Here is a 24,357-nt window from a genome sequence, read left to right on the forward strand (position 1 = left end):
CACAGGCCATTGGTTAACCAATAAGTTCCAGTCGAATAGGAGCTAAGCCCTACCGACTATTTTTTCAGAATATTCAAACACAACTCACACCCGTCTCCCCAATGGATATTCCTACCTTCTTACACAAACTTCTTGACGCTACCCTGCTGAGGGCTAAAATGTCGGTTTTGACTGTATGTTTTCCACTCAAAAGTCGCTTAACAGGCGATTGGGGCCGAGTAGACTGTATGAAATACAGGCAAAACGTCATTTCAGTAGGAGAGGTCGGGTTGTGCTCAGGCTTTGGTGCCAGAGTGGCCAGTCCTGAAAGTGCCGTACGTTAGGAGCATCCCGATTATACACAAAGGACCTCAGCATTTCACTGTAAAGTGAAGGCGGAGGTCCTTTTTAATGAAACCATTTTTTGTGTCTTCCCTGTTTCTTACGCTAGCAGCTCTTGAACCGCTTTGAAGATCGTGTCATACAGTTCTTCCAAGTTTTCTTCCTCGATACAAGAGAACGCGACTCGCAGATCGGTCTCGCCAAGCGCGATTGTTCCGATGCCGTATTCGTCCAGCAGGCGGTTGCGAACAGCTTCAGCTGTAACACCGCTCAGCTTGAGGCACATGAAGTAACCGGAGTYGAACGGATAGTAGCTCAGCACATCGCCGTAACGGCCGCTGTCGAGCAGGGTCTTCACGGTATTGGCGCGGCCTTTCATAATATCGTATTTCTCGGCCCGCTGCTGCTCGAACTCCGGCGATTGCAGAGCGCGAAGCACGAAAGTCTGCGACGGATGCGGTCCGCTCGAAATCGTAGCGCGAATAATGCCGACCGTCTTCTGCTCAAGCGCTGCGAGCGCAGCAGCCGATGAAGATGCGTAGGTAATGAACCCTACGCGGAAGCCCCACACATACTCTTCTTTCGTAGCGCCGTCAACCTTGATCGCAAGCACGCGCGGGTGCAGTTCCGCAAGCTTGGAGAAAAGCGACTCGTGCAAGGAATCCTCGAAGAACAGTCCGAAATAAGCATCATCGGTAACAGCCACAACATTGATGCCAGCTTCCGCAGCATCGCGAATCGCAGCTACGATCTCGTCGCCTTCCTGAGGACCTGGCGTGTAGCCTGTTGGGTTGTTCGGGAAGTTAAGCACGACGATTGCTTTGCCTTTGTCCTTCTGAGCGAGCAACGCTTCGCGAAGACCTTGGCTGTTGAATTTCATTTCATTGTTGTATAAAGGATACTCGACGATCTCAGCGCCACGGCGTACGCCGAAGGTGAGCTCATAGTTTTCCCAGTTTTTATTTGGAATGACTACGGCATCTCCAGCATCGGCGAACAGGTCGGCAACAATGCTAAGGCCGTGCGTCAATGCATTCGTTACAACAGGCGTCCCGAAGCCCTTGGCTTCAAGAGACGGATTATCTTTAATCATCTTCGTGCGCCAAGCAGAGCGAAGCTCCGGCTTGCCGCCAGGAGGTGCATATTCGTAAAGATCCTTCGGATTATAAGCGGTCAGCGTCTCTTGAATCACTTTGAGATGCATAGGCACACCGCCCTCTGTTGCAATTCCGATCGTAGCGTTGAACTTCTTCGCCTTCGTCTTTGCTTCAGCGGATTGGCTGAGGATGCCCTCCTTCGGAAAATAAATCGCTTTGCCTAAAGCCGATAACATGGCGTAGACGTTCGGATTTTCCGTTTGCAACGTCTCATTTAACTGCTGTGCAAGTGGGTTCATTAGACTTCATTCCATCCTTCCGAGATGATTCGTATAAGTTATTATTGGCTAGAACTGCCGGTCTGTGACGCGTTACAGGCCTAATCTTCTTGTCGGGTGCTATTATAACATTTTTTCTAAGGTGCAAACCATTCTCATAGCAAATTTTTTGCGAAATCTAGTCACATTGTTGTACGGCTTGCACAAAACTTTATCGCTGTTGTATGATGACGACATATGTTTGGACGAGCAACAACGGTTGCTGCTCTGTAAGCGTTAGCTGCCTATTATGGGCCCGCGCGACAAATGCTGCTTCGAGATGGGAAGGAAAGCGGTTTGTTTCGCTGGCGGGGGAGGATTTTTATATGCTGCACGTATCGCCTGATTCTTTAGTTTTGCAGCCTGCCTTTGCCAAGATCGTCTGCGAGCCTGGATGGCGCTGGGCAAGACGCGAGAAGCCGATACCTAATTACGATCTATTCTATGTATGGAGCGGCGAAGGGGAAGTAGAAATTAACGGTTCGATCTATGAAGTAAGCAAGGGAAGCTGCTTCTTGTTCCGGCCCGGTGATCACACGAGCGCGACTCATAATCCCCAGAAACCTCTTGTATTGACATATATTCATTTTAAAGTGGATGAAGCTGTCGATTCAGTGCCAGAGCGTCATCGTGTGCTTACGGATACAGTGGATTTCGAATATATGTTATCGCGTTACGTTCGTTTATTTTTAGTACAAACGTATGCGGCGGAAGAAGAAGCGAAGCTTGTGCTTAAGCAGCTCATCATTCATTTGCTGCGCGAGGACAATGCGGCGCCGGTGGAGAAGAAAGCGAGCAATCAACTGACGGAAGCTATCCACGAGATCGCCAATTACGTTCGCCAAAATCCGAGCATCGCGCATCGCGTAGAAGATCTGGCGATGCGGGCGCAGCTTTCGCCGCGGTATTTTTCGATGAAATTCAAGGAAATGATCGGGATGTCTGTTCAGACGTATATGATTCGTACCCGGATCGAACGTGCGCAGCATTTGCTTATGCATGCGGGCATGAACGTCACCGAAGTAGCCGATGCGCTTGGCTATCGAGATATATTTTTCTTCAGCCGCCAATTCAAGCAATATACGGGCAGAAGTCCATCGGAAATACGTTGAGCCTTAATTCCATATTGAATCTTACAATAACGAAGACTTCTTACGATGCCGCCTAGGCTGTCATCATAAGAAGTCTTTTTATTGTTTCTACTCTCGGTTATAGTGGTTGCTTCGGCAATATACGCCCAAGACGTTCGCCCATCTTCACTTTCAGTCCGACCTCGATATCCTCGCGCGGAGCGAAGCTGTCATCTTCCATCAGCAGGACGACGGTAGAGCCGAAGGAAAAGTAGGCGAGCTCGTCACCTTTAGTAACCTCGTCTTGAAGCGGCTCAACGTACTTAATGCTGCTGACGTTCATAGCGCCGACCTTGACGACCGCCGTTTCCCAGAACTCGTTCCGTATGTAGGTAATAAGCCTTTCGTTGCGGCTTAACACTCTTCGCATATGGCGCAATCCGAAGTCGTTGACCGGATACACCTTGCCGGCTATGTGCTCCCGCTCTACGACCGTTCCGCTTACCGGTACATGGATGCGATGATAATCGGTAGGGCTTAAATATAAGACCATGTAATAGCCGCCCAGATAGGAAGAGGCGCGCGGAGAACGATTAAGCAATTCTTCTACGGTGTAGTCCTGTCCCTTGACGTTCATGATCGTCCCGTCCTGAATGCGGCCGGCTCCGGTGATCAGCGCATCTACGGGACTGGCCACCTGGTCTTCGCCGCCATCGATCTGTCTCATGCCGTGCTTAAGCCGGCGGGTGAAAAATTCATTTAACGTTCTATATTCAGAGAGGGGCTTTTCGGCCTCCTCCACCTTTATGCCATACATAGCTGCAAACCTTGCAATTAGATGGCGGCTGGCGGCTGACTGGGCGAATCCTCCGGTCATCCGGGAAATCCATTTGCGCGAGCTTAACTCAGTCATGGAACGAAGCAGCCATATCATCATGCTCTTACCGTCACGTCCTTTCCTTTCCTTTCATGCAGGGCTTTGGATCCGTTTCTTAAGCGCTTGCCCCCAAACAGTGTGACATATCCGAATCCAATTTACAATACACAGGTTCATTATTTGCGTAAGCGTTTATTTCTGAAAAATATCGACGATGCTGGTCAGTAAGAGGTGATCATAGATGATGGTAATGAGCGGAGTCGGACTCGCGGCTGGGGCGCTTCTGCTAGGCTGGATCAGCGGAAGAAACGCCGGCTTGCGGCGGCTGTGCGATGGACTGGCGGTTATTGCATTCTTCCTTTTTTTCGTCATCGCCTCAACGGCAGTGGCGACTACGATAATGAGGGACACCGTCTTTATGACGGAGGTTCATCGGGTGCTTATTAATCCTGTTTTTCTAGTAAGCGGAGCTTATATTGGACCGTATACGCTATGGAAGCTTGCAAGCGTCTTAGCGTTGAAAACGCCGAAAACTCCGTAAGCGGGTTGCGATGGTATTGGCCGCTCCAGTATGATAAGGGCAGCAATGGAACTGGACTACTGGAGGCGAACCTATATAATGAACGAGAAACAGCTTACAAAGCCGGAAGCGGTTATATTTGATATGGATGGAACGTTATTCGAAACGGAAACGCTGCTCGTACAAGTGCATAAACGGCTGTTCGAGACGCTTCGCGAAGAGAAGCTGTATATGAAGGAGACGCCGCCCGTAGACAAGCTGCTTAGCTGTCTCGGCATGTTGCTGGAAGATATATGGCGTCAGATCATGCCTGATAGCTCTGAAGCGGCCAGAAGGCGCGCAGATGAACTGATGCTCCAGTACGAGCTGGAAGGGCTCGAAGCGGGCGAGGGCGAGTTATATCCTTATGTGGAGCAGACACTTGTTTGGTTGAAGGAGCGGGATGTCAAGCTGTTCGTCGCAAGCAACGGGCTGGAGGCTTATGTGAAGGGTGTAGCGGAGTATAAGGGAATTGCCCCTTTATTCGAAGGCTTGTACAGCGCAGGCGAATACGGGACAGCCAGCAAGGTGGACCTAGTTGCCAGACTGCTGAGCGATCATGGCGTCCGGTCGGCATGGATGGTGGGAGATCGCTCCTCCGATGTGGAAGCAGGGAAGGGCAACGGCTTGTCAACAATCGGCTGCGCCTATGCGAGCTATGGCAAGCGCAACGAGCTCGAAGGCGCGGATATTCTTATTTCGGATTTTCGTGAATTGCGAGAATGGATTGAACGGTATTAAAGATATCATTAACGGCCGCCTAGGCTGCGCATCGACGCAGACTGGACGGCCGTTTTGTTCAAATATTCACACCTTGACCGGAGCTCCCAACTCTGCTGTTTTCTCGAAGCGCAGCGTAGGCTTGCCCGTGGGGCCGCGATGCATAGAGACAGCCTTCATACCGAGCTTGAAGCAGATCGCCATGCTTGCGGTATTGTCGACAGCGACATTGCAAGTCATAGAACCGAGACGTCCTATCATCGCTTCCACGATTTTGCCGCCAATGCCCAGTCCTCGAGCATCCGGATGCACGACGACTAGACTGCCCCCTTCGCCGCCATCGGCAGCGAAGCCGAAGCCGACGATGCGGCTGCCGTGGACAGCGACGGCAATGACTGCTGTATACACACCGCTAGCATCTGATTCAAGCGTTGAATCATCCAGCTTGCGCAGCGCATGCATCGTCGCGATAGCTAGCCGCTTATCGCCGAAGCGAAGGGCGAAGCCGATCAGTCTCTTCTTCTCGGTACGCCATCTATCCGGCGCAAGCAGCTCCACTTCCATCGTTACATGCCTCCCGCCGTGCTCGTTTTTTTCCTGGCTAGATAGGAGCTGTAATGAAAAATCCGCTCCAGCGATTTCTGTCTAATATGCGGCTCGTCGAATTTCATTGGCTTTGAGTTCGCTTCGAAAAACCAGATGCTGCCTTCGCTGTCGATACCCAGATCCATCGACATCTCGCCAAGCAGCTGCTTCGATGCCCGTTCAATCTGCTTGGCGATGAGAATCGCTGTCGCTTTCGCTTTTAATAACAGCTTACGCGCGTTATCCTCGTTAAATGTATACACAAGCAGTTTCTCGGGATCTTCAATCATGCCGCCTCGAGGCACATGTGTCGTGATGCTCGAGCTGCCTGCGATACGGGCGCCGATGCCGGTAATATCCCATTGCCCGCGGCTATTCTTCTGGACGAGCACGCGCAGGTCGTAATGGCGATCGTTGAAGGAAGCGAGCTTAATGCCTTGCTGCGCAATGTAAGCTTCTCCGGCGCTTTCCTTCTGGATACGAGTCCATAGCTTCGTAATCGAGCTGCAGCTGTAGGTGGAGCTCTTCTTGCGCTCTTGTATTTTCAACCGATAAGGAAGCTCTCTGGCCGCTTGGAACTTGATCGTCATAATGCCTTTGCCCGCTTTGCCGCTCTCCGGCTTCAAGTAGATAAAGGAATATTTATCCATCATCTGGCCCAGGCTCGACAGCGACATCAGCTTGCGGGTCGTAGGAATGAATGGTTTGGTGGACTTGGAGTCGCGCAGCCACTCGAACATCTCCCATTTGTTGAAGAAGGAAGGATTGAACAGCCTGACGCGAGGGTGCTTCTGGCAGGCAGCGATCTTCTGCTTAACGGCTGGAAGCATCTCATCCTCGCGCTGAGGAATCCGATTGTAGATAATATCAGGAAACGGCAGCAGCCGTGGCAACCAGCTTTCGGATTCCTCGTTGTATACGTAGCCATTCAGGTTGCTCCGGGTTAACAGCAAGTTTTTCACAGTCACGACGTAGACGATAAACCCCATACCTTGACCTACACGAATAATATCGATGAAGTTATTGCGGTTGCCCCGGAAAAGTTGAGTATCGTCATCGATGGTCAGTATAGCGAGTACTGTTCTGCCGGCGCGAAGCTCTCTGATGTCCGTCTCATCCGGAAGCAAGCTCTCCATTAGCCATTACCTCCTTGGAAGTGGCTAAGATACATACAGTGCTCCAAAATGTACGAAACGGAAGCACGACCCTCCGAACGAAGTGCAGGATGCTTGTAGATGGAACGGCCCGGCTTCGCGTTCGCCTCGAACATCCATACTTCACCGTCCTTGTCGATGCCAAGGTCGAGTCCGAGTTCGCCAAGACGATGAGGGTAATTTCGTTCAATCGCTTCAGACAACTTAATCGCGACACTCTTCGCTTTGTCCAGCACAGTATCCGCCTGCGCACCGAACGTCCGGCTAAGCGCCTGTTCCGGCGTCATCAGCTGTCCGCCGTTCTTCACATGGGTTGTCACGCTCCCGCGGCCGGCCTTCTTCGCTCCGATGCCTGCGGGAACCCATTCATTTTTGCCGTTCTTATGCATATGGAAGCGGAAGTCTAGCGGGCAGCTGTCGATCTCAACGAGTCGAATGCCCTGCTGAACGACGTATTGATTAAAGGTATTGCCGTGACGCGCTTGCAGCATGCGCATGAGACTGTTGAAGTTCGGGAAGCGAAGCAGAACGTTCTGCCTGCCCTTGCGATAACGTACGAAATAACCGCGCTTCGAGTGATAAGTCAGCCGATAGATGCCAACCCCAAGACTTCCTGCTGTCGGCTTGAAATATAAAAATTGATGCTTCTCAAGCATCTCCTTCATCTTCTCCGGTGTCGGATTCGATACCGATTCAGGCAAGTGATTCAGCGCCTCGGGATCGTTGTCGAGCAGCTTATACACGTCGGATTTATTGAAGAAGCTCCAGTTGAAAAAAGGGATTTTCCGCCGTACGAACTTCTCGCGCAGCGAGCTGATGGACGTCGAGAATTCGGCCTTGCGGTTCGGCAGGCGGTTGTAGACGACATCGGGCAGCGGAACGACTTTGCGATACCAGCCGCCTTGGGGGCTAAGGAAGTAGCCGTTGACGGTCTCTAGCTGCCAATTAATGTCGCTTGGCGTGAAGCCGAATAAATAAGCTTTATCCTCGCCCATGCGAATAATTTGTTTAATAAAGTTCGTGCGCCCTCCGAACGGATAGCTTTCGGAGTGCACGTTCGAGTCGCTAAGAATGCCTACGAGCGGCCCGATCTGGACTTCGTTCTCGCCGCTGGCGAGCACGTACACGTTGCCTGACTTCGGCACTTTAATCAATTGCCGTACGCCCGCGGACAGATAGAGATGGTTGCCCGGGCGCTTCAACGCCTTGAGCTCGGTCGTGATGACCTCATTGCCTAATTTGAGATGAATCGATTTTTTACCGGCCAGTTTAAGCTGCTTGAGCAACGGGCTCGACAAATAAATGACTTTATCGGACTGTGGAGAGAAGTGCACATTACACGTTGTCAAACTCATCAATGAACCTCCTGAACGTTGAAAGGCCGTAGTCGTTTCGGATCCTGCGCTTGTCGGCCGTTAGCGGATTCATGGACTGCAGCCGTAGCATATAATCGTCTCGCGATAAATCTAGCGTATAAGAGTGGGCGTTCAATGGAATGTCGCTCGGCGCTATCGTCACCGATGAGGCGGAACGAAGCGCGGCCGGGCTTCGAATTGACTTCAAGCAGCCATAGGCGGCCGCCCGGCTCAATGCCGTAATCGAAGCCAAGCTCAGCGAATCTTCCGTAGCGGCCCTCGAGATGCTCAGCTGCCTGCTCACTTATCATATGGATTTGGTCTAGCAAACGTTCGGATTGCGGCTTGCCATAGTTGATTTCAAGCAAGCTTTGCGGTAGCGTGGCGCCGCCTCCGCCGTGCAGGTTAGAGGTTAACGCGCCTTGAGCCCCTCGGCGGGCAGCTATGCCGGTCAAGCGCCAAAGGCCTTGCTCATTCTTCTGAAGCAAGACCCTGATGTCGAAGGGATATCCTTCTTTATCGTTAAGCGGGAAGTAGGGCTGAAGAATATAGGGAGTACGGGCAGTAACCCGATCCAACCAGTGCCACCAGTTGGTTGTTGCTAGGGTGAACGTCTTGGTGAAAATGCGATTGCTTCGCGTACGGCCATTCATGTGTACCGATTGTTCTTCTGTATTCAGCTTTATATGAATGACGCCGATCCCATGCATGCCTGCTCCCGGTTTAAGGACGAGCCCATCCGGATAGGACGCAAGCAGCGGTTCAATCTGAGAAGGGGAACTGTAGGGCAGCGTGGATGGGAGAAACGGCGCCAGCCTATTGTTTTGCTTAAGCGCGTCATAGACTTCGAGCTTGGATGGAAGGCTGCTGTTAAGAAGTATATGCGGCTTAGCTAGCTTTATTTGGGATAAGATATGACGGCTGTTTCGCCGGCTTACCGCATCAGTGCAAAAGCGGCGGTCGTAGACAACGTCGGGCAGCGGACAAGTCTGCTGCTGCCAACGTCCTTCTTGCCAGCGATAGCCGATCAGCTCGCGAGCACCAGGTTGCCACCCCTCTGCTGTGAATACATATAGCAGTATGCAGAGACGCTCCGCAGCAATGGCAAGCTGACGATAGAAGGATGGTTCAGGCAGCTCAGGCTCGAGGTCAGCATTGGCAGTTGGGATGATGGAAGCGACATAGATTCCGATAATAACATTAGGTAGTTTCATGGCAGCCTCCGTCAGAAGCCCGATAAGAAACGGGAATATTGGATTAGAGCAAGCACGGAAGGGCGTATTTTGTTGTCGTTAAGCGGAGTGTTGTCGTTTTTGGACGGCTTGGAGTTGACCTCCAACAGCCAAACTCGGCCATTCGTATCCATGGCCAGATCGATGCCAAGCTCTCCGAAATGCGCGGGAATTTGCGTATCGACGCCCTTGGCAATATGAAGCGCCGCCTGCCGCAGCCTTACGGAGGCTTCCTGCTTGTTGATTCCGTTCTGCAAATTCGATTTGCCGATCGCTTCGGCCGCCGTGCTGAGCGTTCCGCCTCGGGCCAGATTGGATACGAAATGCTGGTCGCCGGCCGTACGAGCGACGATCGAGGTAATCGCCCACGTGCCCTTGGCATTTTTCTGTACCAGCGCGCGGAAGTCGACGGGCCGCTTCTGAATTTCGATCAGTTGCAGACCTTGTTGAATCTGGTAACGAATCGTCTTCATCTTGGTAGAGATCGTCGAGAAGAGCTTCTCAAGATTAGTAAACAATTGCTTGCGGCTGCCGCTCGCAGTGGCGAACATAGCTAAATAGCCGTTATTCGATTCCCCGCGCGTAATGCGGATAATACCCTTGCCGAGGCTGCCTCGAATCGGCTTAAGGAAAACGCTGCTGTAGCGGGAGCACATGGCGTTCAGCATCGTGTAATTGCGCAGCAGATGCGATTCGGGCAAGTAGCGGGCGACGGTCTCGTCTTTTTTTAACGCATCGAATACTTCAGCTTTATCGAGAAACTTCTCGTTGAATACGACAGTAGTATGATGAAGTTTTACTTCATTCAGGAAATGTTGTACGCTGGGTCTGCTCTCCATTTTCCTCGATGTGATGCGGTTATTGACGACATCGGGCATCGGCATGGATGTTTTCATCCAGACGTTATTGAATACCCAGCCGCTGATGGCATTCATGCTGCCAAGCTGGTTCGGCGTGAAGAAGTAGACGAAAGCCCCATGCTCCGTACAAGCATCCACGAGTTCCCGGCAGAACATCGTAATCGAGCCGAACGGCTTATCCGGCATATTCGGATAATCACGGCTGATCAATACGCCGATCAGCGGACCAAGAACAAGGGATGACGTATCTTCCGTGTAACGCAGTCCCACGGAAGCGTTGTGGGAGAGGCCCATCTTCTTGGCGAGGCTCTGGCTCACGCGCATCCCTTCGAACTTAGGAATCGCGATTACTTTGATATTATGACGGAACGAGCCGAACCTTAGCGTAATATGCTGGCCCTGCGGAATTCGGAGACGCTTCATCTGCGCTTCGCCGAGCATGAGCGTATCCTCCGGCAGCATGCCGGAGCTTATGACCTGTACGGATACTTTCGATTTGAGCATCTTAGAGCTCCTTCCAAGCAGGAGATAACGGGTGGTTGGGAACGAAAATAGGTATTTAACACGAATTAATTTATCATATGAGGACATCTAGCCTTTGTGAATCGAAAAAAACGAACGAGGAGTCGATCCAATGAATGTATATGACAAAGCTTATGATCTAGCGAAAGCACTTAAGGATAGCAGCGAGGCGGAGCAGTTGAAGACAGTTAAACGGGCAATGGAGGCCGATCCTGAGGCTTCGCGGATCATGGAAGGCTTCCGGGAGCGCCAGATGGAGCTTCAGCAGAAAATGATGAGCGGCGAGGAACCGACCGAAGCGGAGATGGCGTCGATTACGAAGCTGTATGAAGAGATCGCGGGAAATCCGTTAATTGCCAGCGTCCTAGAGGCAGAGCGGCAGCTTGCGGTCGTATTCGAGGATATTAATCGATTACTGAATGACGTTCTGAAGGCAATCGCGGGATAGAGTCATATCCGGCCAAGCTTGTTCATACCCTAATAATGCGGACGAGGGTTACAGGTCGGACGCATATGAGGATGAAGGAGTTGAAGGCTATGTTTTCGGGGAGAGCCCGTCATGTGCTCTATTTGCTGCTTGCGCTAGCGATGCTCGTCTACGCGCTGCCGCGTCTTGAGCTCGGCGACCCGCTTAGCGTATCAAGCGTCTTCGGATACATCTGGGTAGCGCTCGCGCTGCTGGTCGTAACGGCGAACGTGAACGAATTGCTGCTGATGGACGAGGAGAAGCGCAAGGAGCTGGCGAGAATCAAGAGAGCGAAGTACGTGCTTATGGAGCGGAAGATGATGCAACGGAAATCAGTCGCGAAACAGTCGCGTTAACGGATAAGACATCTTGCGCAGAGCAGTGTCTCGCATGTGGACAAGAAGAAGACCTAGCAGCTCGCTAATAAGCGCTCTAGGTCTTCTTTTTGTTGCAGATATCGTTGTCGGCTTTGAATTTGGCTATCGTTACTATTTGGTATCTTTGAATTGAACGAGCTGCTTTACGAATTTGTATACCGCTTCCTGCTCTCGCGCAGTCAGACCGTTCAATTGAAGGGCGATCTTGTCCGCATAATCGCTGCCGCCATCTGCTGCTTGCGGCAAGGAGTCGTCGATATTAACGATATGCTCAAGCGGCGTCTGGAGCGCGGCTGCAATCTTGGCAAGCACATCGATGGTCGGATTTTTCTCGCCGCGTTCGACTTGTCCCATGTAAGAGGCGTTTATTTCGGCGCGAAGCGCAAGCTGCTCTTGGCTCAGCCCTTTTCTTCTGCGATGCGATCGTATATTTTCTCCGATAAGCTTCGAAATTCCACTCATTTAAGTCACCCCAGCCTAACGATAGTTCTTTCATGCAAGCACAACAACTGTCTATAGAATGTATTTAAAAAAGTGACTATAGTCATTGACGGAGGGAGGGACTCTTTACTATAATTGTGTAAAAAAGTATCACTCTATTATTATCATTGTCTGTTAAGGAGTAATTTACCAATTGAGTTAATAGTGGTAAGATAATGAAATAGGGCCGTTTGGTGGAGGGAGGCTAACAATGGTTGATGAATTCGAGTTTTTCAGAAAAGTACGGGCCTATTATTGCATGGTTCCCTTCGTTGTCAGCTTTAAGTATAAAATGTCGCACAAGGTCGAGAAGGCCGCAACAGCGTTAGGGTCGTTCAGTTGCCGTGTCAATCCACATACACAAATTGTCGAATACATTATGCAATTGAATTCTGATATGATTGCAAGGCCGCATAGCGAGCAAAGCTCATTCCTGTTCTCGAGCGTATGCGAGGAAATTCCGCCGCAGGCTGTTCGAGTCGATAATCACCTTATACATTCGGCTAGATACCCGATTCCTATTGAATATGATTGGCAGAAATTCGTTATGAACGGTGCCGAGGAGGCAATCAGCGTCCAATCGATGAATCAGCTGTTCAAGAAATGGAAGCTGCTCGGTGTGCACGGACAGCAGGTGAACGCGGATATTAAGGTCGAGCGGGTCGAGATCGAGTGGTATCATTAAGCCGACTCCGCTTTACATGACTTTTCACGGTCCTATCTCTTATAATGGAGGAAGACGATGAAAGGTTGGACGGAGGAATAGCAATGACTTCAAGCGGATCTAGCCATGACAACAGCACGAAACACGAGCAAGTGCTGCAATATATTCAGAATTTGAAGATCGGAACGAAATTGTCGGTGCGACCGATTGCGAAGGCGCTTGGCGTAAGCGAGGGCACAGCATACAAGGCGTTTAAGGAAGCAGAGGCTGCCGGTCTCGTCAGTACGAAGGAAAGAATAGGAACGGTGCGCATTGACCGCAAGCGGCGCGAAGCGCTCGATCAGTTGACTTTCGGTGAAGTGGCGGAGATTGTTGAGGGACGTCTGTACGGTGGGGCAGCGGGCCTTGAGAAGACGCTCCATAAATTCGTAATCGGCGCTATGGAGCTTGACGCGATGCTTCGTTATATCGATGAAGGTAGCCTGCTTATTGTCGGCAACCGCGTCGGTGCTCACAGGTGCGCGCTGGAAGAAGGGGCAGGCGTACTCATTACGGGCGGTTTCGAGCCCAGCGAGGAAGTTATTGCGCTAGCGGATGATCGCGCTTTGCCGATCATTTCATCGCGGCATGATACTTTCACTGTCGCTTCGATGATTAACCGCGCGATGTACGATCGATTAATCAAGCGCAAGATTATGCTGATCGAAGATATCGTTACGTTCAGCCGTCCGGCGGATGTACTGCGGGTAGGCGCTACCGTGTTCGATTATCATAAGCTGTCACGCGAGTGCGGCTATTCAAGATTTCCGGTTGTAGACGAGCGGGGCAAGGTAGTCGGCATGATGACGGCCAAGGATGCCGTCGGAGCTCCTGAAGAGGGTGAAGTGGAGCGTCTCATGACGAAACATCCGATCACGGCAGCGCCGAACATTACGGTACCGTCTGCCGCGCATACGATGGCTGCCGAAGGCATAGATCTGCTGCCGATCGTTGACCGGCATCGCAAGCTGCTGGGCGTTGTAACGAGACAAGAGGTGCTTGACGCTATGCGTTTCGCTGGCAAACAGCCGCAGTCGGGCGAGACGTTCGAAGATTTAATGTGGACGGGCTTCATGGCCTCGGCCGTTCAAGGGCAGCATGAGCTTGGCATCATGTATAAGGGTGCGATTACGCCTCAGATGTCGGGAGCGCTTGGCATGGTATCGGAAGGGGTGCTGGCGACGCTAATGACGCAAGCGGCCAGGAAGATGATTAGGGAGACGATCAAGCGGGACTATTCCATGGAGAGTATGACGACCTATTACGTAAGGCCTGTTCAGATCGATCGTGAAATTACGATCATTCCAAGAGCGCTCGAGATGAGCCGCAAGTTTACGAAGCTGGAGATTGAAGTGAACGACAATCAAGGACTGGCCGCCAAGGCGATGATGACGGCCCAGATGATTGATCCGTATTGACGGTCCATCCATGAGGATAGATGAACGCAGTACGGTGCGAGAGAAGGGCATTAGCCCTTCATCGTGCGATATACGCTTAGATTGCGCAAGCCTGCGAATAGATTGAATACGCCAAGCACCAGAAATAACGAGCCGATTACGATGCGCACGGTCGATTCATTCGACAGGAACAATTGAACCAGCGCAATAAACATTAGCATGACGCCCATGCTGATATTCATCTTGGCTGCGTTCATGCCGCGCAGCTTGGCGTCCGTTCCGCGCCGCGATTTGAGGCTGAATACGACGGATAAGACGAGAGTAATGAGAATGCAAGGCAATAACAGCCATTGCAGCAGTTGATCCATTTTGCAAGCCACTCCTTCAAACAAGTTCTTAAGCTACCTTCGATTGTACCACGAATGGCCAATCTATGCCTATGACGGTGATTTCGCCGAGTAGCGCAATTTTACCCATAAATGCAGGACGTTGTCGACGACGAGCATCGTCTTGACCTCAACCGAATAATTCTTCCCATACACATCGTTATAGTCAATTCGTCCGAGCAATCTGCGCGCGAATTGGGCGTCGGAGTCGATTTCATAAATGCTTTTGCCGATATAGGGGGTCAGATCCTCCTTAATGCGCTTAATGAGCTCGGCCTCGGCCACTTTGTCCAAGTTTGGCTTTGCTGAATTTTGCCCTGCCTCGGTCTCGATTCTCGGAATAATGCTCTTGATGACGGTATGCTGATTTTTGAACTCTTTCAAATGCTTAATATCCTGCTCGTATTGCTCCAACTGCACCTCAAGCTCACTCTTCAGGCTTACAATCCTCTCGAATTGCGCGATATAGAACGAATTATATACGATCGCCCCGATTAGCATGCCTAGCATAAGCACCCCGGCCAATTGAAGTCCCCTTACGAAACGGTCGAATGGAGGCAATCGCATCGGCTAAGCGGTCCCCCTGCATATTAAACGAACGAGCTCCGTAGCTAGATGAGCCCCCAGAAATGCAATGATGATGAAGCAAATTTGTTGGGCGGCAGGCGATAGCTGACCTTGTGCGATGTTGCTCTCGATGACGCGAACCGGATCGATTGAGCCGCCGATTGCGGCGACGATTGCCCATATTTTCAGCCTTGCTGCCGTATCCAGCATCGTTACCGCGGGAGGCAGCAACATGAACACGGAACCGATTCCCGCCAGCATCGAGCCTCCGATGACAACGCCGAATGCTATGAAGAAGTCTAGTCCAGCTTTGGACAAAAAGTAACTCATAAGCACGCACACCCTCCTGAAATGTTCTGTTGCAAATCTGCGATCTAAGCAGTCTATTCAACCCTTACATGCGGCCTGTCCTGCTCTTGCTACCATTCTATGGGCGTCTAGGTGTCTATTATGATAAAATAGAGCTAATGATTTCGATTTGGACGAGAGGGGGTGTGCGCGATGAACGAGGTGAGTTCCGCATCTTTCGTGCACTTGCATGTGCACAGCGAATACAGTTTGCTAGACGGAGCAGCGCGCATTCGCGATCTAGTCTCACGGGCGGCAGAGCTCGGAATGAAGGCACTTGCGTTAACGGATCACGGCGTCATGTACGGAGCGATACCGTTCTATCGCGCATGCCGTGCGCAAGGCATTAAGCCGATTATCGGCTGCGAGCTTTATTATACGGCAGGGCATCGGCAGGATAAGGGAACGCGTAAGGAAAATCCGAACTACCACTTGATTGTGCTGGCGAAGAACGAGACCGGCTATCGCAATCTGATGAAACTAAGCTCGATTGCCCACCTGGAAGGTTTTCACTATAAGCCGAGAGTCGATATGGAGTCGCTTCGCGAACATGCGGAAGGGCTTGTATGCCTAAGCTCATGCTTGCATGGCGAAGTCTCGCAGCATCTGCTGTATKACCGTCCCGAGGAAGCGAAGGCAGCAGCGCTGCGCTATCGCGATATATTCGGCGATGACTTCTATCTGGAGCTCCAGGACCACGGCATGCTTGAACAGAAGAAAGTAGCGGCCGCTATGATCGCTTTGTCGAAGGAGACGGGCATCAAGCTTGTAGCTACGAATGATGTACATTATTTGCGTCCGGAGGACGCTGAAGTGCAGGATGTGTTGCTCTGTATCGGCACAGGCAAGACGACCCAAGATACGGACCGGATGCGGATGCTGACGAATCAGCTCTACATGAAGAGCCCTGAGGAGATGGAGATGCTGTACCGCCATGTTCCGGAGGCGGTTGCCCACACGCTTGAAATCGCAGACAAATGCTCGCTCGAGCTGACGCTGGGCCGGGCGCCGCTGCCTGTATTTCGGCCGGTGCCGGCAGGGATGAGCTCGTCTGCTTACTTGGCTGCGTTATGCAGCGACGGGCTGCAAGCCCGCTATGCGGGATTGCCGGAATGGGCCAGTGATGCGGAATACCGCTCCAAGATAGAGAATCGCCTTGCTTATGAGCTGTCCGTCATCGAGAATATGGGCTTCAGCGATTACTTTCTAATCGTGTGGGATTTCATCCGATTCTCGCATGAACGAGGCATTCGGACAGGGCCTGGCCGGGGATCTTCGGCAGGCAGTCTTGTCGCCTATACGCTTCGTATTACGGATGTCGATCCTATCAAATACAAGCTGTTGTTCGAACGTTTCCTTAATCCCGAACGGATCACCATGCCGGATATTGATATCGACTTTAACGATGAGCGGCGTGACGAGGTTATTGCCTACGTGGCCGCTAAATATGGCGAAGAGCATGTCGCTCAGATCATTACATTCGGTACGATGGCAGCGAAGGCTGCGGTGCGCGACGTCGGCAGAGCGATGAGCGTTCCGCTTCATGAGGTAGACCGAGCTGCCAAGCTCATTCCGCAGCAGCTTGGCATTACGCTGGAGGAGGCGCTTCGGACGAGCACGGAGCTGCAAGAAGCTTGCGCGCGGCAGCCGAAGACGGATGCAATGCTCAAGATGGCGATGAAAGTAGAGGGCATGCCGCGTCACGCCTCAACCCATGCTGCTGGCGTTGTCATCTCACGCGAGCCATTGACGCATTATGCGCCGCTTCAGGAAGGCAGCGAGCAGATTCCTCTAACGCAATATTCCATGGAGCATCTGGAAGCGATCGGACTGCTGAAGATGGACTTCCTAGGACTTCGGACGCTGTCGATTCTGGAGCGTACGTTGTCCTGGATTAAGCAGCAGCACGGGAAGGAAATTGACTTCCGTAATGTGAACGACAATGATGAACTGACGTATGCAATGCTTGGTAGAGGTGATACAACGGGGATATTCCAGCTCGAGTCGACGGGCGTTAGACGCGTGCTGCGCGAGATGAAGCCTTCGGAATTCGAGGACATCGTATCGGTGCTGGCACTTTACCGTCCCGGTCCGATGGAGTTTATTCCGAAATATATTCAAGGCAAGCACGGACTTGTGCAGGTTCAATATCCGCATCCGTCTTTGGAGCCGATCTTAGCTGATACGTACGGCATCATTGTGTATCAAGAGCAGATTATGCAGATTGCCTCGCTAATGGCGGGTTTCTCGCTCGGCGAAGCCGATCTGCTTCGCCGAGCGGTATCGAAGAAGAAACGCGAGGTGCTGGACGAGGAGCGGGCGCATTTCGTGAAGGGAAGCTTGTCGCAGGGCTATTCGGAAGCGGAGGCGAACCTCGTATACGATATGATCGTTCGTTTCGCAGATTACGGCTTCCCGCGCGCGCATGCTGCCGCTTATGGCGTATTGGCCTTCCAAACGGCATGGCTGAAGGCGCATTATCCGGTTCCGTTCATGGCTTCCATGCTTGCTTCGGTTACCGGCAACCAGTGGAAAACAGCGGAATATGTCGACGAATGCCGGCGTATGGGCATTGAGGTGCTGCCGCCGGACGTGAACGAGAGCGGCGTTTCCTTCACGCCGGCCCTCCAGTCCGTTCGTTTCGGCTTGGCTTCGATTAAGAACGTAGGCACGCAAGCGATTGAAGCTTTATCGAAGGTGCGCGAGGAACGGCCATTCGACAGCTTGCTCGATTTATGTCGTCGCGTTGACCTGCGCGTTGTGAATAAGCGCGTGCTGGAGTCGCTCATTCAGTCAGGGGCGTGCGATTCGCTGCCCGGTCATCGGTCGCAGCAGCTTAGCGCGCTCGAGGAGACGGTGGAAGCCGCGCAGAAATGGCGCAAAGAGCGGGAAGAGCTCCAAATCGACATGTTCAGCTTCGGCTTCGACGAGGTGCAGAACTGGGATGTGGAAATGCCGGACGTCCCGCCGTATACGACGAGTCAGCAGCTCGATCTCGAGCGTGATCTGCTCGGCCTATACTTGTCGGGCCATCCGCTTGACGCGATGGATTCGCAGCTGGAGCCGCTCGGATTGGAGCGGCTTGTCGATCTGAGCGAGGCGAAGGACGGAGCGGCCGCCATTATTAGCGCAATGATCGTGTCGTTGAAGCCGTTCACGAATAAGAAAGGCAATGCGATGGGCTTCCTTGAGGTGGAGGACCGCATCATGCGGGTTGAGGCCGTCGTCTTCCCTGCCGTATGGAAGCGGTGCGAGAGCAAGCTTGAGAAGGGCGGACTCGTCATTATGCAAGCGACCGTGCAGCAGCAGGATGATGACTTCAAGCTGATCGTGGAAGATGTCGTTCCTCTGGGCCGCCCCGAGCTTAATCTTGCTTACGAGGTTCGGAAGCTGCAGGGACAGGCGGCAAGACGCGCGGCTCGGCCGTATGGGACCGCTCAGACGACAACGAGATCGAGTGCCGCGCCTAGCGTGAACAATAATGCGACCAACGAGAACACCGCTCAGGGTCCTGCTGTCGAACAGCATAAGGCTCAGCCTGCTGGAACTGCCGCAGTGAGCGCTAGCATTCCTGTTAAGCCTGCTCAAGAGCGCAAGAAGCAGCGGGTCTATATTAAAGTAACTGAGGCTAATGATCAGACCGGCACGCTGGATAAACTAAAGGCGGTGCTGACTGCGCACCATGGCACGCTCGATACGGTGCTGTTCTACGAACGCGACCAGAAGTCGCGAGCGCTCAGCGAGGCGTACAGCGTTAAGCCATCGCCGAAGCTTTTCAGCGAAATCGAAGCGCTGCTCGGCGAAGGTGCGATCGTAGTAAGGTAACAGGGTCGGAATGTAAGTTTTGTCCGAGAAATAACGACAGAAATTTTCGCTATTCCGTTGGATAGAGGTCGTATGTCGGAAATAGCGCAAGCTTATTGCGCTATTTTTTTATTTTCATGGCAACGAATCAGCACTTGTCATTTTATTGCTAAACTTTCCCGTCGCGGTATGCACGTAACGGCTTGTACCCGCATATGTTTAGAGATACAAGCGGATATGGCCTGCTATCTAGAACCGATTAGGAGCGGCTGGGCTGCTCGGATCAGCGAGGTTACGTACAAGCATACAAGCATCAGCGGGAGGGATAGCCGTATGACCGGAATAGAGAAATGGCTTCTGAAGCGTGGCGTGGCGGTTGCCGATATAACAGAAATAGTCTATATGCTGCAGCTTCCGTACAATTCCGATTTGACGATGGAAGATTGTGAAGAGAGCGTCAGAGCGGTTCTTGCAAAACGAGAAGTGCAATATGTGCTGTTCACGGGCATTGCGCTTGATGAGCTGGCGGAGAAGAAACTTCTGCCAGAGCCGCTCCAGGCAATTATGGAAACGGATGAGTCATTATTCGGCGTAGATGAGACACTGGCGCTGGGCATTACGAATGTATACGGCATGATTGGGTTGACGAGCTTCGGATATTTAGATAAAGTAAAACCCGGCATTATTCGTCAGTTGAACGTAAAAGGCGAGAAAATTCATGTGTTTTTGGACGATCTGGTTGCGGGATTAGCCGCCGCTGCATCTGCCAGAATCGCCCATCAGGACCCGAAGGCGCTTCGATATGATTTGCCGGATTCGCCATGACTATGGTATCATTGTGACATCATATGGCCTGTTACCGGGAATTAGCTAAGCTTACGAAGTGAACTTTGCGGGCTGCAAAGTTTTCAGGAGGTACCATGATGTGGACGGTCATCTATATCGCACAAACAGCAAAAATCGCAGATAACATCAAGAAGCGGCTGACGGAGGAAGGTTTCCTTGTGAAAATTCGCTCTGTAAATCTGTCCAAACAGCAATACGAGATATTGGTTCCGTCCGGCGAATTGGAAGAAGTGCAGGAAGTGCTTAATTCCATTATGCGTCTGTAACGGATTGCTCTATACTATTGCGCCTTGAGAGGTGTCACACGTGCAAATTAAAGATCTATTTACGAAGAAGAAGTATGCAACCGTTCCATCGGAACGGCCTTCAAAACGCGATATACCTGAAGGATTAATGAATAAGTGTTCGAAATGCGGCAATATTCAGTATAGCAAGGAACTTGAGAAGAACTTAAAGGTTTGTTCCTCCTGCGGGCATCACAATATGCTCAGCGCGTGGGAACGAGTCGCTATGACGCTTGATGACGGGCAATTGACCGAGTATGACGCCAATATGGAATCGGTTGACCCGCTTGGCTTCCCAGGTTATGCAAGCAAGCTGGAGCAGCAGAAGAGCAAGACGAATCTGCGCGACGGCGTCATTACCGGTGAAGGTACAATCGGTGGTTTTCCAGTCGTAATCTGCGTCATGAGCTTTGATTTCTTCACAGGCAGCATGGGCTCAGTCGTCGGGGAAAAAATTACACGCGCGATCGAAGCGGCTCATGCGAAGCAGTTGCCGCTTCTTATATTCTCGACCTCAAGCGGCGCGCGGATGCAAGAGAGTATTCTTAGCCTCATGCAAATGGCGAAAACAAGCGCGGCTTTGTCCCGGTTCCAAGGTGCAGGCGGCTTGTACATTTCGGTATTCACGGATCCGACAATGGGCGGCGTTTCCGCGAGCTTCGCAAGCTTGGGCGATTATATATTGGCCGAGCCTGGCGCGCGCGTTGGCTTTGCCGGACGCGTCGTCATCGAACAAACGATTCGCCAGAAGCTTCCTGACAACTTCCAAACGGCAGAATTCAATCTGCAGCACGGACAGCTCGACAAGGTTGTGCATCGCAAGGATATGAAATCAACGTTAACGAAGCTGCTCGATATGCATTGTGTAAGGGAGGGAGCATCCCATGGCGGGTGAGTTGCCTTTTGAGAAACCGATCTCTGATTTACGCCAGAAAGTAACTGAACTGAAGGCGCTTAGCGAGGAAAAGGGAATTGACTTCACCGATGAAATTCTTATTTTGGAGGAAAAGTGCAAACGGATGGAGCAAGAGCTGTACAGTGATCTGACTCCAGCTCAACGTATGCATATGGCGCGTCATCATCAGCGTCCGACCTCGCTAGATTTCATTAACGCAGTGTTCACCGATTTTATGGAGCTGCACGGTGACCGTCTGTTCGCAGACGATCTTGCGATTGTCGGCGGACTTGCGAAGCTGAACGGTATTCCGGTTACGGTTATTGGTCATCAACGGGGCAAGGATACGCGCGATAACATCGCTCGTTTCTTCGGCAGTCCGCATCCTGAGGGCTTCCGCAAAGCTTTGCGCTTCATGGAGCAGGCTAACAAGTTTAAGCGTCCGATCATTACGTTCATCGATACGAAGGGCGCATATCCGGGCAATACGGCAGAGGAGCGCGGACAATCCGAAGCGATTGCGCGCAATCTCCGCGAGATGGCAAGCTTCGGCGTTCCGATCATTTGTATCGTTATTGGCGAAGGCGGAAGCGGCGGCGCGCTGGCGCTTGGCGTCGGCAACCGGGTGCTCATGCTGGAAAATGCGATTTATTCGGCCATTTCTCCGAACGGAGCGGCATCGATCCTTTGGAAGGATGCCTCAAGAGCGGATGAAGCGGCTGCTGCTATGAGAATTACAGCCAATGATTTGCTGGAGCTCGGCATCATCGAAGATATTATTGCCGAACCGCAGGGCGGCGCTCACCGTGACTTGGCCTTCCAGGCAGAGCAAATTAAGGATAAGCTATGGAAGCATCTTGAACAGCTTCTTGCGCTTACTCCAGACGAGCTTGTCCTAGACCGTTACAATAAATTTAGAAAAGTCGGCCAGTTCCGCGTAAGCGAGCAGCCAGCCGGCGATGAGCCGAGTTTTGGCGGTGGACAAGAGCCTTCTGCGGAAGCGGCGGCGAGTGAATCGGATGATTCCGAGCAGCTCGCGATGCAGGAAGCGCCAACCGTACAATAAGAGGCTGTAAAGACATGATTTTTCACTGTACAAGCAGTAGTGAATCATGTCATTATAAATGAGGAAATAACAATGTATAAGCCAAGCTTATACGTTGTTCATTTTTGCCCATTTCTAAGCATTTATGAGGATTGCTCTTAAGATACTTAGAAACCATTAAGAAACAAACGGCTTGCTTCGCCAAATAAGTTGCTGGAGCGGCCGCATTTGCATGATATCGAATACTAGGCGTTAATCGGAGGAAAATGAACATGCGTAAAACTAAAATCGTTTGTACTATCGGACCGTCCAGCGAATCGTTGGAAAACACAAAGAAATTGATTAAAGCCGGCATGAATGTCGCTCGTCTTAACTTCTCGCACGGCGATTTCGAAGAGCATGGCAACCGTATTAAAAACATTCGTCTTGCCAACGCTGAGCTTGGAACATCCGTAGCCGTTCTGCTCGACACGAAAGGTCCGGAAATTCGTCTGGGCAAGCTGAAGGAAGAGCCGATCGAGCTCATTCAAGGCGACGCAATTACGCTGACGACAGAAGAAATCCTCGGCGACCGTACTCGTATTCCGATTACGTACAGCAATCTGCCGAACGATGTAACGGTTGGTTCCACGGTCCTGATCGACGACGGTCTGATTGGTCTAACGGTTGAATCGGTTGAAGGCACTGAGATTCATTGCCGTATCGTGAACAATGGCCCAATCAAGAGCAAGAAGGGCGTTAACGTTCCAGGCGTGAAAATTTCGTTGCCAGGTATTACGGAGAAGGATGCGAACGATATTATTTTCGGTATCGAACAAGGCATCGACTTCGTAGCGGCTTCCTTCGTGCGCAAAGCAAGCGACGTTCTTGAAATTCGCGAGCTGCTTGAGCGTCATAACGCAGGCCACATCCAAATCATCTCGAAGATCGAGAACCAAGAGGGCGTAGACAACCTCGACGAAATTCTTGAAGTATCCGACGGTCTTATGGTTGCTCGCGGCGACCTCGGCGTTGAGATTCCAGCCGAAGAAGTACCGCTCGTTCAGAAAAATATGATCAAAAAATGTAACCGCGTAGGCAAGCCTGTTATCACGGCTACGCAAATGCTCGATTCGATGCAACGCAATCCGCGTCCAACTCGCGCTGAAGCGAGCGACGTAGCGAACGCGATCTTCGACGGCACGGACGCGATCATGTTGTCCGGCGAGACGGCTGCCGGCAAATACCCGGTTGAATCGGTTCAAACGATGGCTCGTATTGCAGAGCGCGCTGAAGCGGCTCTTGAATACCGTGAGATCTTCACAAAACAAGCGAACGCTCAACAAACTACCGTTACGGAAGCTGTTAGCCAAGCTGTAGCGAACTCCGCTCTTGACCTTAGCGCGAAAGCGATCATCACTTCGACACAAAGCGGCTTTACGGCTCGCATGGTCTCGAAGTACCGTCCAAAATCGCCAATCGTTGCGGTAACGACGGACGAGCGCGTTATGCGTCGTCTTGCTCTTATCTGGGGTGTATTGCCGGTTAAAGGCGAAGACGCAGATACGACGGACGCAATGTTCGAAAATGCCGTAAAAGGCGGTATGAGCACAGGCCTTCTTAGCCTAGGCGACACCGTTATTATTACAGCAGGCGTTCCAGTTGGCCGCGCAGGCACTACGAACCTGATCAAGATTCACCATATTGGTGAGCTGCTTGCTCAAGGACAAGGCATCGGCAGCCAAACGGCTACCGGCAAAATCGTAATCGCGCGCACTGCTCAAGAAGCGATTGAGAAGACGACGAAAGGCTCCATTCTTGTTGCTGTAGCGACAGACAAAGAATATATGCCTGCAATCGAGCTTGCAGCCGCTGTTATTACGGAACAAGGCGGCATTACGAGCCATACGGCAGTTGTTGGTCTTAATGTAGGGATCCCGGTTATTCTAGGCGTTGCTGAAGCGACGGAGTTGCTCAAAGACGGCATGGAAGTAACGGTATACGCTGAGACTGGCGTTATCTACTCCGGTCAATCGAAAGTTCTTTAATGATAAAAGCTGCTTCTCGCGAAGCGGCATATAACGATACGGAAGCGACGGTGAATCTACCGT

24 protein-coding genes are annotated in these 24,357 nt (G+C 51.7%); 13 read left to right on the forward strand and 11 right to left on the reverse strand.

Annotation, left to right across the window (positions count from 1 at the left end):
• Nucleotides 1–421: 421 nt before the first annotated feature.
• Nucleotides 422–1,717 (reverse strand): aminotransferase class I/II-fold pyridoxal phosphate-dependent enzyme, encoded by a 1,296-nt coding sequence (locus tag AC1DF0_RS21940; protein WP_477575322.1) that lies wholly within the window; start codon nucleotides 1,715–1,717, stop codon nucleotides 422–424.
• A 344-nt stretch (nucleotides 1,718–2,061) separates the two neighbouring features.
• Here AC1DF0_RS21940 and AC1DF0_RS21945 point away from each other — a divergent pair, with 344 nt between their 5' ends.
• Entirely contained in the window at nucleotides 2,062–2,847 is a 786-nt protein-coding gene (locus AC1DF0_RS21945) for an AraC family transcriptional regulator (protein WP_337099628.1), read from the forward strand.
• A 97-nt stretch (nucleotides 2,848–2,944) separates the two neighbouring features.
• On the opposite strand, the gene asd is transcribed toward AC1DF0_RS21945, so the two are convergent.
• On the reverse strand, nucleotides 2,945–3,742 hold the full coding sequence (asd, locus tag AC1DF0_RS21950) for an archaetidylserine decarboxylase (RefSeq protein ID WP_442050472.1): 798 nt from the start codon (nucleotides 3,740–3,742) through the stop codon (nucleotides 2,945–2,947).
• Between the two features lie 181 nt (nucleotides 3,743–3,923).
• Here asd and AC1DF0_RS21955 point away from each other — a divergent pair, with 181 nt between their 5' ends.
• A complete protein-coding gene (locus AC1DF0_RS21955) occupies nucleotides 3,924–4,223 on the forward strand; it encodes a hypothetical protein (RefSeq protein ID WP_477575323.1) in 300 nt (99 codons plus the stop codon).
• Between the two features lie 78 nt (nucleotides 4,224–4,301).
• On the forward strand, nucleotides 4,302–4,982 hold the full coding sequence (locus AC1DF0_RS21960) for an HAD family hydrolase (protein WP_442050474.1): 681 nt from the start codon (nucleotides 4,302–4,304) through the stop codon (nucleotides 4,980–4,982).
• Nucleotides 4,983–5,048: 66 nt separating this feature from the next.
• On the opposite strand, the gene AC1DF0_RS21965 is transcribed toward AC1DF0_RS21960, so the two are convergent.
• The 5 genes from AC1DF0_RS21965 to AC1DF0_RS21985 are packed head-to-tail and all read right to left on the reverse strand — an operon-like array spanning nucleotide 5,049 to nucleotide 10,651.
• Entirely contained in the window at nucleotides 5,049–5,525 is a 477-nt protein-coding gene (locus tag AC1DF0_RS21965) for a GNAT family N-acetyltransferase (RefSeq protein WP_442050475.1), read from the reverse strand.
• A 2-nt stretch (nucleotides 5,526–5,527) separates the two neighbouring features.
• Nucleotides 5,528–6,682, reverse strand: coding sequence for a YheC/YheD family endospore coat-associated protein (locus AC1DF0_RS21970; RefSeq protein ID WP_442050476.1), 1,155 nt, complete (start codon nucleotides 6,680–6,682; stop codon nucleotides 5,528–5,530).
• The gene (locus AC1DF0_RS21975; protein WP_477575324.1) at nucleotides 6,682–8,055 is read right to left on the reverse strand and encodes a YheC/YheD family endospore coat-associated protein; all 1,374 of its coding nucleotides are present in this window, start codon (nucleotides 8,053–8,055) and stop codon (nucleotides 6,682–6,684) included. Before AC1DF0_RS21975 ends, AC1DF0_RS21970 begins: the two co-directional genes overlap by 1 nt.
• Entirely contained in the window at nucleotides 8,055–9,269 is a 1,215-nt protein-coding gene (locus AC1DF0_RS21980; RefSeq protein ID WP_442050478.1) for a YheC/YheD family endospore coat-associated protein, read from the reverse strand. The genes AC1DF0_RS21975 and AC1DF0_RS21980 overlap by 1 nt, the downstream gene beginning before the upstream one ends.
• A gap of 11 nt (nucleotides 9,270–9,280) precedes the next feature.
• Nucleotides 9,281–10,651: a YheC/YheD family endospore coat-associated protein gene (locus tag AC1DF0_RS21985; protein WP_477575325.1), complete on the reverse strand. Its 1,371-nt coding sequence runs from the start codon at nucleotides 10,649–10,651 to the stop codon at nucleotides 9,281–9,283.
• A gap of 130 nt (nucleotides 10,652–10,781) precedes the next feature.
• Between AC1DF0_RS21985 and AC1DF0_RS21990 the strand changes: the two genes are divergently transcribed.
• Complete coding sequence (locus AC1DF0_RS21990; protein WP_442050480.1) at nucleotides 10,782–11,117, forward strand: YlbF family regulator; 336 nt, start codon at nucleotides 10,782–10,784, stop codon at nucleotides 11,115–11,117.
• Between the two features lie 89 nt (nucleotides 11,118–11,206).
• Nucleotides 11,207–11,491, forward strand: a complete 285-nt coding sequence (locus AC1DF0_RS21995; protein ID WP_442050481.1) for a hypothetical protein — start codon at nucleotides 11,207–11,209, stop codon at nucleotides 11,489–11,491.
• Nucleotides 11,492–11,623: 132 nt separating this feature from the next.
• On the opposite strand, the gene AC1DF0_RS22000 is transcribed toward AC1DF0_RS21995, so the two are convergent.
• Nucleotides 11,624–11,974 carry a helix-turn-helix domain-containing protein gene (locus AC1DF0_RS22000; RefSeq protein ID WP_442050482.1) on the reverse strand — a complete coding sequence of 117 codons (351 nt, stop codon included), beginning with the start codon at nucleotides 11,972–11,974 and terminating at the stop codon, nucleotides 11,624–11,626.
• A gap of 229 nt (nucleotides 11,975–12,203) precedes the next feature.
• Here AC1DF0_RS22000 and AC1DF0_RS22005 point away from each other — a divergent pair, with 229 nt between their 5' ends.
• Together AC1DF0_RS22005 and AC1DF0_RS22010 are read left to right on the forward strand one after the other, a co-directional pair.
• Nucleotides 12,204–12,677 carry a hypothetical protein gene (locus AC1DF0_RS22005; protein ID WP_442050483.1) on the forward strand — a complete coding sequence of 158 codons (474 nt, stop codon included), beginning with the start codon at nucleotides 12,204–12,206 and terminating at the stop codon, nucleotides 12,675–12,677.
• Between the two features lie 83 nt (nucleotides 12,678–12,760).
• Nucleotides 12,761–14,113, forward strand: a complete 1,353-nt coding sequence (locus AC1DF0_RS22010) for a DRTGG domain-containing protein (protein ID WP_442050484.1) — start codon at nucleotides 12,761–12,763, stop codon at nucleotides 14,111–14,113.
• 50 nt (nucleotides 14,114–14,163) lie between these two features.
• Here AC1DF0_RS22010 and AC1DF0_RS22015 read toward each other — a convergent pair whose 3' ends face one another.
• From AC1DF0_RS22015 to AC1DF0_RS22025, 3 genes are all read right to left on the reverse strand, one after another.
• Nucleotides 14,164–14,460 (reverse strand): YtpI family protein, encoded by a 297-nt coding sequence (locus tag AC1DF0_RS22015; RefSeq protein ID WP_442050485.1) that lies wholly within the window; start codon nucleotides 14,458–14,460, stop codon nucleotides 14,164–14,166.
• A gap of 69 nt (nucleotides 14,461–14,529) precedes the next feature.
• Complete coding sequence (locus AC1DF0_RS22020) at nucleotides 14,530–15,045, reverse strand: sporulation membrane protein YtrI (protein ID WP_477575326.1); 516 nt, start codon at nucleotides 15,043–15,045, stop codon at nucleotides 14,530–14,532.
• A 3-nt stretch (nucleotides 15,046–15,048) separates the two neighbouring features.
• Nucleotides 15,049–15,375 (reverse strand): YtrH family sporulation protein, encoded by a 327-nt coding sequence (locus AC1DF0_RS22025; protein WP_337099612.1) that lies wholly within the window; start codon nucleotides 15,373–15,375, stop codon nucleotides 15,049–15,051.
• Between the two features lie 171 nt (nucleotides 15,376–15,546).
• Here AC1DF0_RS22025 and AC1DF0_RS22030 point away from each other — a divergent pair, with 171 nt between their 5' ends.
• From AC1DF0_RS22030 to pyk, 6 genes are all read left to right on the forward strand, one after another.
• Nucleotides 15,547–19,218 (forward strand): DNA polymerase III subunit alpha, encoded by a 3,672-nt coding sequence (locus AC1DF0_RS22030; RefSeq protein ID WP_477575327.1) that lies wholly within the window; start codon nucleotides 15,547–15,549, stop codon nucleotides 19,216–19,218.
• 312 nt (nucleotides 19,219–19,530) lie between these two features.
• On the forward strand, nucleotides 19,531–20,022 hold the full coding sequence (locus AC1DF0_RS22035) for a phosphatidylglycerophosphatase A family protein (RefSeq protein ID WP_337099610.1): 492 nt from the start codon (nucleotides 19,531–19,533) through the stop codon (nucleotides 20,020–20,022).
• A 98-nt stretch (nucleotides 20,023–20,120) separates the two neighbouring features.
• Nucleotides 20,121–20,309, forward strand: coding sequence for a glutamate decarboxylase (locus AC1DF0_RS22040; RefSeq protein ID WP_307200428.1), 189 nt, complete (start codon nucleotides 20,121–20,123; stop codon nucleotides 20,307–20,309).
• 40 nt (nucleotides 20,310–20,349) lie between these two features.
• Nucleotides 20,350–21,222, forward strand: coding sequence for an acetyl-CoA carboxylase, carboxyltransferase subunit beta (gene accD / locus AC1DF0_RS22045; RefSeq protein WP_337099609.1), 873 nt, complete (start codon nucleotides 20,350–20,352; stop codon nucleotides 21,220–21,222).
• Entirely contained in the window at nucleotides 21,212–22,288 is a 1,077-nt protein-coding gene (locus AC1DF0_RS22050) for an acetyl-CoA carboxylase carboxyltransferase subunit alpha (RefSeq protein WP_477575328.1), read from the forward strand. Before accD ends, AC1DF0_RS22050 begins: the two co-directional genes overlap by 11 nt.
• 251 nt (nucleotides 22,289–22,539) lie before the next feature.
• Complete coding sequence (pyk, locus tag AC1DF0_RS22055) at nucleotides 22,540–24,294, forward strand: pyruvate kinase (RefSeq protein WP_442050491.1); 1,755 nt, start codon at nucleotides 22,540–22,542, stop codon at nucleotides 24,292–24,294.
• Nucleotides 24,295–24,357 lie beyond the last annotated feature (63 nt).

It is taken from the genome of Paenibacillus sp. 05T425 (genome assembly GCF_056396205.1).

Coding starts and splice junctions, on each gene's coding strand:
- AC1DF0_RS21945 (WP_337099628.1), top strand. CDS start 2,062: ATGCTGCACGTATCGCCTGATTCTTTAGTTTTGCAGCCTGCCTTTGCC.
- asd (WP_442050472.1), bottom strand. CDS start 3,742: ATGATGATATGGCTGCTTCGTTCCATGACTGAGTTAAGCTCGCGCAAA.
- AC1DF0_RS21955 (WP_477575323.1), top strand. CDS start 3,924: ATGATGGTAATGAGCGGAGTCGGACTCGCGGCTGGGGCGCTTCTGCTA.
- AC1DF0_RS21960 (WP_442050474.1), top strand. CDS start 4,302: ATGAACGAGAAACAGCTTACAAAGCCGGAAGCGGTTATATTTGATATG.
- AC1DF0_RS21965 (WP_442050475.1), bottom strand. CDS start 5,525: ATGGAAGTGGAGCTGCTTGCGCCGGATAGATGGCGTACCGAGAAGAAG.
- AC1DF0_RS21970 (WP_442050476.1), bottom strand. CDS start 6,682: ATGGAGAGCTTGCTTCCGGATGAGACGGACATCAGAGAGCTTCGCGCC.
- AC1DF0_RS21975 (WP_477575324.1), bottom strand. CDS start 8,055: ATGAGTTTGACAACGTGTAATGTGCACTTCTCTCCACAGTCCGATAAA.
- AC1DF0_RS21980 (WP_442050478.1), bottom strand. CDS start 9,269: ATGAAACTACCTAATGTTATTATCGGAATCTATGTCGCTTCCATCATC.
- AC1DF0_RS21985 (WP_477575325.1), bottom strand. CDS start 10,651: ATGCTCAAATCGAAAGTATCCGTACAGGTCATAAGCTCCGGCATGCTG.
- AC1DF0_RS21990 (WP_442050480.1), top strand. CDS start 10,782: ATGAATGTATATGACAAAGCTTATGATCTAGCGAAAGCACTTAAGGAT.
- AC1DF0_RS21995 (WP_442050481.1), top strand. CDS start 11,207: ATGTTTTCGGGGAGAGCCCGTCATGTGCTCTATTTGCTGCTTGCGCTA.
- AC1DF0_RS22000 (WP_442050482.1), bottom strand. CDS start 11,974: ATGAGTGGAATTTCGAAGCTTATCGGAGAAAATATACGATCGCATCGC.
- AC1DF0_RS22005 (WP_442050483.1), top strand. CDS start 12,204: ATGGTTGATGAATTCGAGTTTTTCAGAAAAGTACGGGCCTATTATTGC.
- AC1DF0_RS22010 (WP_442050484.1), top strand. CDS start 12,761: ATGACTTCAAGCGGATCTAGCCATGACAACAGCACGAAACACGAGCAA.
- AC1DF0_RS22015 (WP_442050485.1), bottom strand. CDS start 14,460: ATGGATCAACTGCTGCAATGGCTGTTATTGCCTTGCATTCTCATTACT.
- AC1DF0_RS22020 (WP_477575326.1), bottom strand. CDS start 15,045: ATGCGATTGCCTCCATTCGACCGTTTCGTAAGGGGACTTCAATTGGCC.
- AC1DF0_RS22025 (WP_337099612.1), bottom strand. CDS start 15,375: ATGAGTTACTTTTTGTCCAAAGCTGGACTAGACTTCTTCATAGCATTC.
- AC1DF0_RS22035 (WP_337099610.1), top strand. CDS start 19,531: ATGACCGGAATAGAGAAATGGCTTCTGAAGCGTGGCGTGGCGGTTGCC.
- AC1DF0_RS22040 (WP_307200428.1), top strand. CDS start 20,121: ATGTGGACGGTCATCTATATCGCACAAACAGCAAAAATCGCAGATAAC.
- AC1DF0_RS22050 (WP_477575328.1), top strand. CDS start 21,212: ATGGCGGGTGAGTTGCCTTTTGAGAAACCGATCTCTGATTTACGCCAG.
- pyk (WP_442050491.1), top strand. CDS start 22,540: ATGCGTAAAACTAAAATCGTTTGTACTATCGGACCGTCCAGCGAATCG.